Consider the following 14,626-nt stretch of genomic DNA (forward strand, 5'->3'; position numbering starts at 1 on the left):
GCTAAACGACGGAAAGAATTGGCTTTCATGCCGTTCGTCGCACTGTCGTGACATTGGTCGCGCCAAACATGGAATCTGGGCCGCGCACTGCCTAGCCGCCGCGTTACCTGAATAGGACAGTAGCGGAGCAAGGCGTGACATCGATCCCCCCGAAGGCGCGCGCGGCCATGGAGCTCGCACGACGGGGAGAGATCGAGGAAGCGATCGAAGCGGGCGAAGCCGCGCTTTCCGATGCGCCGGGCGACGGTGGCCTCAGATGGTTCGTCGGCATGCTGCATGCACGCCGGCTCGACTTCGATCGGGCGGTGCCGCACCTCCAGCAGGCCACCTCGATGATGGATGACCATCCGCTGGCCAGGCTCGAGTTGATCCGTACGCTGATCGCCGCCGGGCGACTCGACGAGGCAGCCGCCACGATCACGGCAACCCAGGTCGGCGGCCCGGCGGCGCTCGAGCTGGTGCGCCTGGACGCCCTGCTGAGCGAACGCCGAGGCGACCATCGACGCGCGGCCACGCTGCTCCGCACGGTCGTGGCGCGCGACGGAAAGGATGTCGAAAGCTGGGGGCGGCTGGGCGCCTGCCTGCTTGCGCTTGGCGATATGGATGAAGCGAACGGTTCGTTTGACCGTGCGATCGCCTTGTCCGGCGGTCGGCACGACCTTGTCCTCAAGCGCGCCGAAGCCCAGGTCGCGGGCGGAGCCGGCGGCGCTGCGCTGGACGAGGCGCGCGCGCGCGCCAAGGCACGTCCGGCTGACCCGATGAGCCGGGTCATCGTCGCGCGCATAGAAGACCTGCTCGATCGGCCGGCCGAGGCGACGGCATCGCTGCGAAGCGCGCTGGCAATCGACCCGGGCTTCGCGCCCGCGCTGCTCGCGCTCGCCGATCTGCTGGAACGCGACAATTGCGTCGACGAGTTCGAGACCGTGGTGGACCAGCTCGCCCAGCTCGATGAGCTGCCGCCGACTTTGCCGCTGCTCCGCGCCAGGCTGGCGCTGCGCAAGGGTGAGTTCGAAATCGCGCGCCGCCTGGCACGGGTCGCGCCGGCGTCGATCGATCCCGGGATGCGGGCGAAGCTCATCGGCGAAGCCTCCGACCGGCTCGGAGATGTGGAGGCCGCGTTCGCCGCGTTCACCGAGATGAACGGCTTCACGGCGCGCGAGACCGCGGGCACGGCAGCGATGGCGGCCGCCTACAGGGAGCGGATCGGGGCGCTTTCCGCCCGGATCACGCCCGAATGGTATACCACCTGGAGGAAACCTCGGCCCGCGCCGGTCTTCCTGTTCGGCTTTCCGCGCTCCGGCACGACCCTGCTCGACACCTTCCTCGCCGGCCATCCGCGCGCGGCGGTAATCGAGGAGAGGCCGGTGCTGCAGGCGGCCGCCGACGAACTCGGCGATCCGGCTCGCCTGCCGCTGCTGGACGAGGCGGAGATCGCGGCGCTGCGTCGGACCTATTACGACGCGCTCGACAGGGTCGCGCCGGAAGCCGCGGAGGCGGAGCTCGTGATCGACAAATTGCCGCTCGGCATCGCCGACACCGCCCTCGCCCATCGCATCTTTCCCTCCGCACGTTTCATCTTCGTCCAGCGGCACCCGTGCGATGTCGTGCTGAGCGGCTACATGACGCGCTTCGATCCGCGCGGCGGCATGGCGAATTTCCTGACGCTCGAGGACCTGGCCGAACTGTACGACCTGACGATGGACCATTGGGCTCGTTGCCGCGAGGTCTTCCCGCTGGACGTCCATGTCGTGCGCTATGAGCGACTGGTCGCCGACCCTGAGAGCGAGTTGCGGCCGCTCGCGGCATTCCTCGGCATCGACTGGTCGCCTCACCTGCTCGATCACCGCGCGAGCGCGAAGGCGCGCGCTTTCATCGGCACGCCGAGCTATGCGCAGGTGAGCGAGCCGGTCTATTCTCGGGCGAAGGGCCGCTGGCTGCGCTATCGTCGGTTCATGGAGTCGGTTCTGCCGAAGCTCGCGCCGTGGGCGGAACGGATGGGCTATTCGATCTGACAGTCGCGCCGGGGCGCGCGAACGGGGCTTTCGGCGCGCGCCATCACCAATTGTGGTGACTGCCAAATTGGGCCATGACGTCGTCCGATTGGGATTCGATGGACGGCGATCAGAAACTTGAGCGCGCGCGGGCGCTTGCGGATGTGACGGGAGAGCTGGAGCGCTACGTTCAGCTGTCCCACGAGCAGGCGGGGACGATCGCCCATTACAAGAAGATGTACGACCGCGCCTCGTCGCTGGCGCGGATCGGCGTGTGGGAATGCGACCTTGCCAACGAACAGCTCACGTGGACCGACGGCGTCTATGACCTGTTCGAGCTGCCGCGCGGAGTACCGGTCGTGCGGCCCGACATCGTTGCAATGTACGACGAGGAATCGCGCGGGGAGATGGAGCGGCGGCGTGCCGAGGCGATCCGCGACGGGACCAGCTTCGCCATCGACGTCCGGATCAAGACCGCCCGCGGCAACCTGCGCTGGCTGCGGCTCACGGCCGACATCGAGAAGGACGAGACCGGCGCGCCGGTGCGCATCTTCGGGTCGAAGCAGGACATCACGGAGCAGAAGGCGGCGCAGGAGAAGGTGGAAATGCTCCGGGCGGAGCTCATTCACCTGTCGCGGCGGAGCGCGATGAGCGCGATGGCGACGACCCTCGCCCATGAACTCAACCAGCCGCTTACCGCGATCGGCAATTATGTTGCCGGAACACGCCGTGCGATGATCGACGGAAACCTGGCGCCCGAGGAGCTGGAACGCAGTCTCTCCGCCATCGAGGAATGCGCGTTCGGGGCCGGCGATATCATCCGCTCGCTTCGCCAGATGACCAGCGAGAATCCGACAGAGCGGCGCGTGATCGACCCCAATGTCGTGATCCGCGAGGCGGCCACGCTGGCCACCGTCGGCGCCGGCGGCGTCTCGCGGCTGCGCTACGATCTGGGCGCCGATCTGCTCATCTGGGCGGATCCGATCCAGATCCAGCAGCTTGTCATCAATCTCATCCGCAATGCGCTCGATGCGACCGCGGCGACCCCGGAGCCGAGCATCCTTGTCGCGACCGGGCGCGAGAACGGGATGATCTGGCTGCGGATCGACGACAATGGCGCCGGCATCGCCCCCGAGCTCAGCGAGACCCTGTTCGACCCGTTCGTCACTTCCAGGCCCGGCGGCATGGGCGTCGGCCTGTCCGTCAGCCGCACCATCGTCGAGGCGCATGGCGGCCGGATCTGCGCCCGCAACCGGCCTGAGGGCGGTGCCAGCCTTCACGTCTCGCTGCCGGCGGCGGACGAAAGCTGGGCCGATCTGCCGTCCACCGCTTGACCCGCCCCGGCCCTCACCCTATATCCCGCTCTCCGCCACAGCCTTTCGGAACAGGACGCGACGTCGCGCATCGCGTTCAACGCATTGATCGGCTGGGGTTTTCATGACGCTGAAGCTGCGGTTTCCAGGACGTGGAGACTCGCGGCTTTTTGCGTTTGAGCGCTCCCGATTTTGAGCCCGGCAAGGCCGGGCAGGCACCAGAAGGCGAGAAAAATCTCCATGGCGACCAAGGCAGCCCCGGACACCCGGCCCACCGCATCGAAGCGCATCCGCAAGATCTTCGGGAACATCCACGAAGTCTCGGAAATGCCGAACCTCATCGAGGTCCAGCGCGAAAGCTACGAGCAGTTCCTTCGCTCGCGGCCGCAGGACGGCTATGTCTCCGGGCTCGAGAAGACCCTGCGCAGCGTCTTCCCGATCCGCGACTTCGCCGGCACCGCGGAGCTCGATTTCGTCCACTACGAGCTCGAGGATCCCAAATACGACACCGACGAGTGCCGCCAGCGTGGCATGACCTATGCCGCGCCGATGCGCGTGACGCTGCGCCTCATCGTGTTCGAGGTGGACCCGGATACCGAGGCCCGCTCCGTGCTCGATATCAAGGAGCAGGACGTCTACATGGGCGACATGCCGCTCATGACGAAGAACGGCACCTTCATCATCAACGGCACCGAGCGCGTGATCGTGTCGCAGATGCACCGGTCGCCCGGCGTGCTGTTCGACCACGATCGCGGCAAGACCCATGCCTCGGGCAAATATCTCTTCGCGGCGCGCGTGATCCCCTATCGCGGCTCGTGGCTCGACTTCGAGTTCGACGCCAAGGACATCGTCAACGTCCGCATCGACCGCAAGCGCAAGCTGCCGGTCACGGCGCTGCTCCATGCGCTGGACATGTCGAGCGAGGAAATCCTCAACACCTTCTACAACCGCGTCATCTGGGTGCGCGGCAAGGACGGGTGGCAGGTGCCGTTCGTCGCCGAGCAATGGCGCGGCAACAAGCCGGCCTTCGACATCGTCGACGCCAAGTCGGGCGAAGTCGTGTTCCCCGCCGGCCAGAAGATCAGCCCGCGCGCGGCCAACAAGGCGGCGAAGGACGGGCTCACCGATCTTCTCATCCCCACCGAGGAGATTTTCGGGCGCTACAGCGCCTATGATCTCATCAACGAGAAGACCGGCGAGATCTATATCGAGGCCGGCGACGAGGTGTCCGCCGAGAACCTGGAGAAGCTCGACAAGGCCGGCGTCGACCGGATCGAGCTTCTGGACATCGATCACGTCAACACCGGCGCGTGGATCCGCAACACGCTGAAGGCCGACAAGGCCGAGGATCGCGATCAGGCGCTGTCGGACATCTATCGCGTCATGCGCCCCGGCGAGCCGCCGACGCGCGAGACCGCCGAGGCGCTGTTCGCCGGCCTGTTCTTCGATCCGGAGCGCTACGATCTGTCGGCCGTCGGCCGCGTCAAGCTCAACATGCGCCTCGATCTGGACGCCGACGATACGGTGACGACGCTCCGCAAGGAGGACATTGTCGCGGTCGTGAAGACCCTCGTCGACCTCAAGGACGGCAAGGGCGAGATCGACGATATCGACAATCTCGGCAACCGCCGCGTGCGTTCGGTCGGCGAGCTGCTCGAGAACCAGTATCGCGTTGGCCTGCTGCGCATGGAGCGCGCGGTGAAGGAGCGCATGTCGAGCGTCGACGTGTCCACCGTCATGCCGAACGACCTCATCAACGCGAAGCCGGCGGTCGCCGCGGTGCGCGAGTTCTTCGGCTCGTCGCAGCTGTCGCAGTTCATGGACCAGACCAACCCGCTCTCCGAAGTGACGCACAAGCGTCGCGTCTCGGCGCTCGGGCCGGGCGGCCTCACCCGCGAGCGCGCGGGCTTCGAGGTCCGCGACGTCCATCCGACCCACTATGGCCGCATCTGCCCGATCGAGACGCCGGAAGGCCCGAACATCGGCCTGATCAACAGCCTCGCCTCGTTCAGCCGGGTGAACAAGTACGGCTTCATCGAGACCCCGTATCGCAAGGTCGTGGACGGCAAGGTGACCAACGAGGTCGTCTATCTGTCGGCGATGGAAGAGGCCAAGCACACGATCGCGCAGGCCAATGCCGAACTGACCAAGGACGGCCGGTTCGTCGAGGAGATCGTCTCCAGCCGCCAGGCGGGTGAGTTCCTGATGGCGCCGCGCGACCAGATCACGCTGATGGACGTGAGCCCCAAGCAGCTCGTCTCGGTCGCCGCCTCGCTCATTCCGTTCCTCGAGAATGACGACGCCAACCGCGCGCTGATGGGATCGAACATGCAGCGCCAGGCGGTGCCGCTGGTTCGGGCCGAGGCGCCGTTCGTCGGCACCGGCATGGAAGAGACCGTCGCCCGCGATTCCGGCGCCGCGATCGCCGCCCGCCGTACCGGCGTGGTCGATCAGGTCGACGCCGGCCGCATCGTCATCCGCGCGACCGAGGGGGTCGAGGCCGGCAAGTCGGGCGTCGACATCTACACGCTGATGAAGTTCCAGCGTTCGAACCAGAACACGTGCATCAACCAGCGTCCGCTGGTGAAGAAGGGTGATCTCGTCCGTCAGGGCGACGTCATCGCCGACGGTCCCTCGACCGATCTCGGCGAGCTGGCGCTGGGCCGCAACGTCCTCGTCGCGTTCATGCCCTGGAACGGCTACAATTATGAGGACTCGATCCTGATCTCCGAGCGGATCGTGAAGGACGACGTCTTCACCTCGATCCACATCGAGGAGTTCGAGGTCATGGCCCGCGACACCAAGCTCGGGCCCGAGGACATCACCCGCGACATCCCGAATGTCGGCGAGGAGGCGCTGCGTAACCTCGACGAGGCCGGCATCGTCTATATCGGCGCCGAGGTGGAGCCGGGCGACATCCTGGTCGGCAAGATCACGCCGAAGGGCGAGAGCCCGATGACGCCGGAGGAGAAGCTGCTCCGCGCCATCTTCGGCGAGAAGGCGTCGGACGTGCGCGACACCTCCCTGCGGCTGCCCCCCGGCGTTGCCGGCACGGTGGTCGAGGTCCGCGTGTTCAACCGTCACGGCATCGACATCGACGACCGCACCCGGGCGATCCAGACCGAGGAGAAGGACCGTCTGCGCAAGGACGCCGAGGACGAGCGCAACATCCTGAAGCGCTCCACCTACGCCCGCCTGCGCGAGATGCTGCTTGGCCAGGTCGCGACCGCAGCGCCGAAGGGCGTCAAGAAGGGTGCCGAGATCGACGCCGAGGCGCTCGACTCCGTCGAGCCGCACGAATGGTGGAAGTTCGCCGTGAAGGACGACGCCGCCCAGGCCGATCTGGAAGCGGTGCGCGCCCAGTATGACGAGGCCGAAGGCGTCATCAAACGTCGCCTGGAGGACCGGATCGAGAAGCTGGAGCGCGGCGACGAGCTGCCGCCGGGCGTGCTGAAGATGGTCAAGGTGTTCGTCGCGGTGAAGCGCAAGCTGCAGCCGGGCGACAAGATGGCCGGCCGCCACGGCAACAAGGGCGTCATCAGCCGCATTCTGCCTGAGGAGGACATGCCCTTCCTGGAGGACGGGACCCCGGCCGATATCGTGCTCAACCCGCTGGGCGTGCCGAGCCGCATGAATGTCGGGCAGATTTTCGAGACCCATCTGGGCTGGGCCGCACGCGGCCTCGGCAAGCAGGTGGCCGCGCTTCTCGAGGACATCCGCCACAAGGGCGAGGGCCTCGAAAGCAGCGACGTGAAGAAAGTCCGCGCGACGCTCAAGGACATCTACGGCGATGCCTATGCGGCGGACATCGACGCCCGCGACGACGAGCAGGTGATGGAGCTTGCCTCCAATCTCACCAACGGCGTCCCGATGGGCACGCCGGTGTTCGACGGCGCCAAGGAAGCGGATGTCTCGGCGATGCTGGAGAAGGCGGGCCTCGATTCTTCGGGCCAGGTCGATCTCTATGACGGACGCACGGGCGACAAGTTCGATCGCAAGGTGACCGTGGGCTACATCTACATGCTGAAGCTCCATCACCTGGTCGACGACAAGATCCACGCGCGCTCGATCGGGCCGTACAGCCTCGTCACCCAGCAGCCGCTGGGCGGCAAGGCGCAGTTCGGCGGCCAGCGCTTCGGCGAGATGGAGGTGTGGGCGCTCCAGGCCTATGGCGCCGCCTACACGCTTCAGGAGATGCTGACGGTGAAGTCGGACGACGTGATCGGCCGCACCAAGGTCTACGAGGCGATCGTCAAGGGCGACGACACGTTCGAGGCCGGCATCCCCGAAAGCTTCAACGTGCTGGTGAAGGAGATGCGTTCGCTCGGCCTCAACGTCGAGCTCGACAGCATCGACGAGCCTGGCGACGACGAGGACTTCGCCGAGGCGGCGGAATAGCCACTCCCCCTCTCCCCTCCAGGGGAGAGGGCCGAGGAGAGGGGAAGACGCCCCCTCTCCTTCGCCGCCTTCGGCGGCTCTTCCTCTCCCCCGAACGGGAGAGGGTTTGAGGGAAGAAGACATGAACGAACTGACCACCTTCGCGAACCCGGTCGCCAAGCCGGAGACGTTCGACCAGATCAAGATCGGCATCGCCTCGCCGGAGCGAATCCGCTCCTGGTCGTTCGGCGAGATCAAGAAGCCCGAGACGATCAACTACCGCACGTTCAAGCCCGAGCGTGACGGCCTGTTCTGCGCGCGCATTTTCGGTCCGATCAAGGATTACGAGTGCCTGTGCGGCAAGTACAAGCGCATGAAGTACAAGGGCATCGTCTGCGAGAAGTGCGGCGTCGAGGTCACCGTCTCGAAGGTTCGCCGCGAGCGGATGGGCCATATCGAGCTCGCTGCCCCGGTCGCGCACATCTGGTTCCTGAAGTCGCTGCCGAGCCGCATCGGCCTGCTGCTCGACATGCAGCTGAAGCAGCTCGAGCGCGTGCTCTATTTCGAGAGCTACATCGTCACCGAGCCGGGCCTGACGCCGCTGGAGAAGTATCAGCTCCTCACCGAGGACGAGCTGCTCGACGCGCAGGATGAATATGGCGAGGACGCCTTCACCGCCGGCATCGGCGCGGAGGCGGTCAAGCAGATGCTGATCGACCTCGACCTGGAGGGCGAGCGCAAGGCGCTGCTCGAAGAGCTCGAGACCACCAAGTCGGAGCTGAAGCCCAAGAAGATCATCAAGCGGCTCAAGGTCGTCGAGAGCTTCCTTGAATCCGGCAACCGGCCGGAGTGGATGATCCTGGACGTCGTCCCGGTCATTCCGCCGGAGCTTCGCCCGCTGGTGCCGCTCGACGGCGGCCGCTTCGCGACGTCGGATCTCAACGATCTCTATCGCCGCGTCATCAACCGCAACAACCGTCTGAAGCGGCTCATGGAGCTGCGTGCGCCGGACATCATCGTCCGCAACGAAAAGCGCATGCTCCAGGAAGCCGTCGACGCCCTGTTCGACAACGGCCGCCGCGGCCGCACCATCACGGGCGCCAACAAGCGTCCGCTGAAGAGCCTTTCGGACATGCTCAAGGGCAAGCAGGGCCGGTTCCGTCAGAACCTGCTCGGCAAGCGCGTCGACTATTCGGGCCGTTCGGTCATCGTGACCGGCCCGGAGCTGAAGCTCCACCAGTGCGGCCTGCCCAAGAAGATGGCGCTCGAGCTGTTCAAGCCGTTCATCTACTCGCGCCTCGACGCCAAGGGTCTCTCCATGACCCTGAAGCAGGCGAAGAAGTGGGTCGAAAAGGAGCGCAAGGAAGTCTGGGACATCCTCGACGAGGTGATCCGCGAGCATCCGGTGCTGCTCAACCGCGCGCCGACGCTCCACCGCCTCGGCATCCAGGCGTTCGAGCCGGTGCTGATCGAGGGCAAGGCGATCCAGCTCCACCCGCTCGTCTGCTCGGCGTTCAACGCCGACTTCGACGGCGACCAGATGGCCGTTCACGTGCCCCTGAGCCTCGAGGCCCAGCTGGAAGCGCGCGTGCTGATGATGTCGACCAACAACATCCTCAGCCCCGCGAACGGCAAGCCGATCATCGTGCCCTCCCAGGACATGGTGCTTGGTCTCTATTATCTGTCGATGGAGCGTGAGGGCGAGCCGGGCGAAGGCTCGATGATCGCCGACATGGCCGAGGTGCACCAGGCGCTGTTCAACAAGACGGTGACCCTGCACACCAAGATCCACAGCCGCGTCCCGCAGACGGACGAGGACGGCAACCTGTACATGAAGCGCGTCGAGACGACGCCGGGCCGCATGCTGCTCGGCGAGACGCTGCCCAAGTCGCACAAGGTGCCGTTCGAGACGGTCAACCGCCTTCTCACCAAGAAGGAGATCGCGGACGTCATCGACCAGGTCTATCGCCACACCGGGCAGAAGGAGACGGTGCTGTTCGCCGACGCGATCATGGCGCTCGGCTTCCGCCACGCCTTCCAGGCCGGCATCTCGTTCGGCAAGGACGACATGGTCATCCCGGGCGAGAAGGAGAAGCTGGTCGAGGAGACGCGCGCGCTCGTGAAGGACTACGAGCAGCAGTACCAGGACGGCCTGATCACCCAGCAGGAGAAGTACAACAAGGTGATCGACGCCTGGAGCCGCTGCGGCGACCAGGTCGCGAACGCGATGATGGACAAGATCAAGGCGCAGCCGAAGCTTGAAGACGGCCGGCTCGCCCCGATCAACTCCATCTACATGATGGCTCATTCGGGCGCCCGCGGTTCGCAGGCGCAGATGAAGCAGCTTGCCGGCATGCGCGGCCTGATGGCCAAGCCGTCGGGCGAGATCATCGAAACGCCGATCATCTCCAACTTCAAGGAAGGCCTGACCGTCCTTGAATATTTCAACTCGACCCACGGCGCCCGCAAGGGCCTGGCGGATACGGCGCTCAAGACGGCGAATTCGGGCTACCTCACCCGTCGTCTGGTCGACGTTTCGCAGGATTGCGTGATCGTCGAGGAGGATTGCGGCACCGAGAACAGCCTCGACATGCGCGCGATCGTCCAGGGCGGCGCGGTCATCGCCTCGCTCGGCGAGCGCATCCTCGGCCGCACCCCCGCCGAGGACGTGGTCGACGCCAAGACCGGCGAGACGATCGTCAAGGAAGGCGACCTTATCGACGAGGCCGCGGCCCTGAAGATCGACGAGCTCGGCATCCAGTCGGTCAACATCCGCTCGCCGCTCGTCTGCGAGAGCGAGATGGGCGTGTGCGCCCGCTGCTACGGCCGTGACCTCGCCCGCGGAACGCCGGTGAATATCGGCGAAGCGGTCGGCGTCATCGCGGCGCAGTCGATCGGCGAGCCGGGCACGCAGCTGACGATGCGGACCTTCCACATCGGCGGCGCGGCCCAGCTCAACGAAACGTCGAGCCTCGAGGCGTCGGTGGACGGCACGATCGAGCTGCGCGACCTGCCGGTGATCGTCGATCCGCGCGGCCGTCACGTCGCGATGGCCCGCAATGGCGAGCTTGCGATCGTCGACATGGACGGCCGCGAGCGGGCGACGCATCGTATCCCCTACGGTGCACACCTGATGGTCGAGCACGGGCACATCGTCTCCAAGGGCGATCGCCTGGCCGAATGGGATCCGTTCATGATGCCGGTCATCACCGAGAAGGGCGGCACAGTGAAGTTCCAGGATCTGGTCGAGGGCAAGACGCTCGCCGAGCAGACCGACGAGGCCACCGGCATCGCCCAGCGCGTCGTCACCGAGTTCCGCGGCAGCGCCCGGAGCAAGGAGGACCTGCGTCCGCGCATCACCCTGCTCGACGAGAAATCGGGCGAGGCGGCGCGCTACATGCTGTCGCCGGGCGCGATGCTCTCGGTCGAGGACGGCCAGACGGTGGAGGCCGGCGAGGTGCTCGCCCGCGTCAGCCGCGAGGCGGCCAAGACCCGCGACATCACCGGCGGTCTGCCGCGCGTCGCCGAGCTGTTCGAGGCGCGCAAGCCGAAGGAGAATGCGATCATCGCCAAGGTCTCTGGCCGGATCGCGTTCGGCAAGGACTATAAGGCGAAGCGCAAGATCGCGATCGTTCCCGAGGATGGCGGCGATCCGGTCGAGTATCTGGTGCCCAAGTCCAAGGTCATCGACGTGCAGGAAGGCGACTTCGTGAAGCGCGGCGACAACCTGATCGGCGGCAGCCCCGATCCGCACGACATCCTCGAGGTGCTCGGCGTCAAGGCGCTGGCCGAATATCTCGTGTCGGAGATCCAGGAGGTCTATCGACTGCAGGGCGTGAAGATCAACGACAAGCACATCGAGGTGATCGTTCGCCAGATGCTGCAGAAGGTTGAGATCACCGACGCGGGCGATTCCACCTTCCTGGTCGGCGAACAGGTCGACCGGCAGGAGATGAACGAGGTCAACGCCAAGCTGAAGGCGCAGGGCAAGAAGAAGCTCGCGGACGGCAAGCCGGTGCTGCTCGGCATCACCAAGGCTTCGCTCCAGACGCGCAGCTTCATCTCGGCCGCCTCGTTCCAGGAAACGACCCGCGTCCTCACCGAAGCTTCGGTGCAGGGCAAGGTGGATACACTGGAAGGTCTCAAGGAGAACGTCATCGTCGGCCGGCTGATCCCGGCGGGCACCGGCGCGGGCATGAAGCGGATGCGGGTCGCGGCGTCGTCGCGCGATGCGGCGCTTCGCGCCCAGCAGCGTTCGCTCCAGGCATCGCTCATCGCTCCGGAAACGGCGGCCGAAGAGCATGCGGCCGAGCTCGCGCAGGGCCTCGAGGCGGCGACCCATTCGGAGCCGCTCGCCGCGGTCACGCCGAGCGGTCACGGCACCGACGCCGATGCGGGTGACTATCTCCAGGCCGGCACCGAGACGGAGTAAGGCTCGACACGAACGAAGCGCCTCGCTGCACCCGGCGGCGGGGCGCTTTCGTTTTTCGGCCTGGCCATGAAAAAAGCGCTCGTCCTCTTCATGCTGTTCGCGCTGATCGCGCCGATGCTGTGGGGCATCTGGAGCGTCCGGCGGCTGCCGCGCAACAATGTGCCGCCCAGCAGGGAGGACGAGGATTGAGCGCGCCGCTGCTTCCTCCCGCGAACCGGGACTCGCTCGCCTCGATCGGCGCGCGATCGTCGCTTTTGCGTTCCGGCGGGGAATTCCATATGCCCGCGGAGATGGACGTGACCGACCTTCGCGTCGCCATTTTCAGCGGCAATTACAATTATGTCCGCGACGGGGCGAACCAGGCTCTGAACCGCCTCGCCGGTTACCTGCTGGAGCGCGGGGCAAAGGTGCGCGTCTATTCGCCGACCGTGGAGAAGCCCGCCTTCGAGCCGACGGGCGATCTGATCCACATCCCGTGGTTCCCGATCCCGAGACGGCCCGAATATAAGGTCGGCTTCATGATCCCGCCGCGCGTGAAGCGCGATCTGCGGGCGTTCGCTCCGAATGTCATCCATGTGTCCAGCCCGGAAATCCTGGGCCATCGCGCGGTGACGCTCGCGCACAAATGGGATCTGCCGGTCGTCGCCTCGGTCCATACGAGGTTCGAGACCTATCCGCGCTATTACGGGCTGGCCTTTCTGGAGCCGGCGGTCCTCGCCGTGCTCCGGCGCTTCTACCGGCGCTGCGACGCGATCTTCGCGCCTTCGGAATCGATGGCGCAGCTGCTGCGCGACCAGCGCATGAATTACGATGTCGGCATCTGGACACGGGGCATCGACCGCGAGATCTTCAATCCCGGCCGGCGCGACATGGCCTGGCGACGCAGCCTCGGCATCGCCGACGACGAGCCGGTGATCGGCTTCGTCGGCCGGCTGGTGATGGAAAAGGGCCTCGACGTCTTCTCGGAGGCGATTGACCGGCTCGCGCGCCGCAAGGTCAGGCACAAAGTGCTCGTCGTCGGCAAGGGGCCGGCGCGCGAATGGTTCGAACAGAGGCTGCCCGACGCGGTCTTCGCGGGTTTCCAGGGCGGCCAGGATCTTGGCCGGGCCGTCGCGTCTATGGATATGCTGTTCAACCCGTCGGTCACCGAGACCTTCGGCAACGTGACGCTGGAGGCGATGGCCGCCGGGCTTCCCGTCGTCGCCGCAAGCGCGACCGGCAGCCGCAGCCTCGTCGCCGACAATGTCACCGGCCGACTGATCCGGCCCGGGGCGATCGATGCCTTCGCCGACGCGCTCGCCGCCTATTGCGCGGATCCCGCCGCGCGCCGCGCCGCCGGCGATGCCGGCGAGGCGGCCAGCCGTCGCTACGGCTGGGACGAGGTCAATCAGGAACTCGTCGACGCCTATATCCGCGTCATCCGCCAGCACCATCATGGCGGTCGACAGCAGGCGAGCCCGATTCCCTAGGGGCGGCCCTTCCCGACCGGGTCAGGCCGCCGATCGAGCATCGTCCCGCCACGCAAAGGCGAGCGGGGCTTCGCGGAAGGCGAAGCGATCGAGATGGCGCTCGACGGCGCCTTTCAGCGCATCGAGCTGGCCAGGCGCCGAGGCCTCGATCCGGCAATCGAGCCTGTCCGGCTTCGCGGCCATCGTAAACACGGCATCGCCTGGCCAGTCGGCTCCCCGCGCGTCGCGGGGAAAGACGACCCTTCCCCGCTCCGTATCGAAAGCGACGTCGAGATTGTGCGCCCAATGCTTGCAGAGCTGCTGGAGATAGCGGCTCGCATAAGCGGTGGGGACGCTGGCGTGACTCGCGATCACGCGCTGTCGCCTTCCTTCTCGTCGCCCTTCACCCGCTCGATCTTCTGCGCCGCCTCATCGAGGATCGCCGCGATATCGTGCAGCGTCTTCTCGCCGACGCCGTCGCGCGTGACCCGATGCCAGACCGCGGACAGGAGATTGCCCACCGCGCGCTGGATCGGCGCGCCGCCAGCGCGGCGGCGGTCGCTGCCAAGGCCCTCGAGCCGGGCGAACAGCCCGTCGACCTGATCGCCATTCTCGGCGAGATGGGCGCGGCCCTCTTCGGTCGCGGCAAACGCCTTGCGCGGCCCGCCCTCGCCCGCTTCCTCGATCAGGCCCATGTCCTGGAGCATGGTGAGCGTCGGATAGACGACCCCCGGGCTCGGCGCGTAAACGCCGTGAGTCAGCTCCTCGACGGCGCGGATCAGATCGTAGCCGTGGCGCGGCTCGTCCGCGATCAGCTTGAGAAGGACGAGGCGAAGCTCGCCGGCGTCGAACATGCGACCGCGCCGGCCATGGCGCGGTCCGCCGCCCCAGCCGCCCCAATCACCCCAGTCGCCGCCAGGGCCGTGCCGGCCGCCCCATCCGTGGCGGCCGCGGCCCATGCCCATCGCGAAGATCGCCTCGGGGAACTCGAAACCGCGCGGCCCGCAGCCGCCACCATACATCCTGAATCGCATGCCCATCTGGGCCTCCTATCGCTGAGATAGG

General features: G+C 66.5%; 8 protein-coding genes. 6 read left to right on the forward strand and 2 right to left on the reverse strand.

The annotated features are described in order from the left end of the window. The first annotated feature begins 134 nt into the window (after positions 1-134). From FRZ32_RS14685 to FRZ32_RS14705, 6 genes are all read left to right on the forward strand, one after another. Positions 135-2,012, forward strand: a complete 1,878-nt coding sequence (locus tag FRZ32_RS14685; RefSeq protein WP_147044202.1) for a tetratricopeptide repeat-containing sulfotransferase family protein — start codon at positions 135-137, stop codon at positions 2,010-2,012. A 74-nt stretch (positions 2,013-2,086) separates the two neighbouring features. Next, a complete protein-coding gene (locus FRZ32_RS14690) occupies positions 2,087-3,325 on the forward strand; it encodes a sensor histidine kinase (protein ID WP_147044203.1) in 1,239 nt (412 codons plus the stop codon). A gap of 219 nt (positions 3,326-3,544) precedes the next feature. Continuing rightward, positions 3,545-7,702, forward strand: a complete 4,158-nt coding sequence (rpoB, locus tag FRZ32_RS14695; RefSeq protein ID WP_147044204.1) for a DNA-directed RNA polymerase subunit beta — start codon at positions 3,545-3,547, stop codon at positions 7,700-7,702. Positions 7,703-7,823: 121 nt separating this feature from the next. Further along, positions 7,824-12,113, forward strand: a complete 4,290-nt coding sequence (rpoC, locus tag FRZ32_RS14700; protein WP_147044205.1) for a DNA-directed RNA polymerase subunit beta' — start codon at positions 7,824-7,826, stop codon at positions 12,111-12,113. A gap of 66 nt (positions 12,114-12,179) precedes the next feature. Further along, positions 12,180-12,302: a hypothetical protein gene (locus FRZ32_RS15690; protein ID WP_279379233.1), complete on the forward strand. Its 123-nt coding sequence runs from the start codon at positions 12,180-12,182 to the stop codon at positions 12,300-12,302. A gap of 101 nt (positions 12,303-12,403) precedes the next feature. Then, a complete protein-coding gene (locus tag FRZ32_RS14705) occupies positions 12,404-13,582 on the forward strand; it encodes a glycosyltransferase family 4 protein (RefSeq protein ID WP_147044514.1) in 1,179 nt (392 codons plus the stop codon). Between the two features lie 21 nt (positions 13,583-13,603). Here the strand turns inward: FRZ32_RS14705 and FRZ32_RS14710 are convergent, their stop codons facing one another. Together FRZ32_RS14710 and FRZ32_RS14715 are read right to left on the reverse strand one after the other, a co-directional pair. Next, positions 13,604-13,936, reverse strand: coding sequence for a DUF2218 domain-containing protein (locus FRZ32_RS14710; protein ID WP_147044206.1), 333 nt, complete (start codon positions 13,934-13,936; stop codon positions 13,604-13,606). Then, on the reverse strand, positions 13,933-14,601 hold the full coding sequence (locus FRZ32_RS14715) for a PadR family transcriptional regulator (RefSeq protein ID WP_341536587.1): 669 nt from the start codon (positions 14,599-14,601) through the stop codon (positions 13,933-13,935). Before FRZ32_RS14715 ends, FRZ32_RS14710 begins: the two co-directional genes overlap by 4 nt. Positions 14,602-14,626: the final 25 nt, after the last annotated feature.

The sequence above is a fragment of the Sphingosinicella ginsenosidimutans genome, assembly GCF_007995055.1.
Classification (GTDB): Bacteria; Pseudomonadota; Alphaproteobacteria; order Sphingomonadales; family Sphingomonadaceae; genus Allosphingosinicella; species Allosphingosinicella ginsenosidimutans.

Bases quoted from the DNA above. Each gene is read 5' to 3' on its own strand.
- FRZ32_RS14715 (WP_341536587.1), bottom strand. From the start codon at position 14,601: ATGGGCATGCGATTCAGGATGTATGGTGGCGGCTGCGGGCCGCGCGGT.
- FRZ32_RS14705 (WP_147044514.1), top strand. From the start codon at position 12,404: ATGGACGTGACCGACCTTCGCGTCGCCATTTTCAGCGGCAATTACAAT.
- FRZ32_RS15690 (WP_279379233.1), top strand. From the start codon at position 12,180: ATGAAAAAAGCGCTCGTCCTCTTCATGCTGTTCGCGCTGATCGCGCCG.
- FRZ32_RS14690 (WP_147044203.1), top strand. From the start codon at position 2,087: ATGACGTCGTCCGATTGGGATTCGATGGACGGCGATCAGAAACTTGAG.
- rpoB (WP_147044204.1), top strand. From the start codon at position 3,545: ATGGCGACCAAGGCAGCCCCGGACACCCGGCCCACCGCATCGAAGCGC.
- rpoC (WP_147044205.1), top strand. From the start codon at position 7,824: ATGAACGAACTGACCACCTTCGCGAACCCGGTCGCCAAGCCGGAGACG.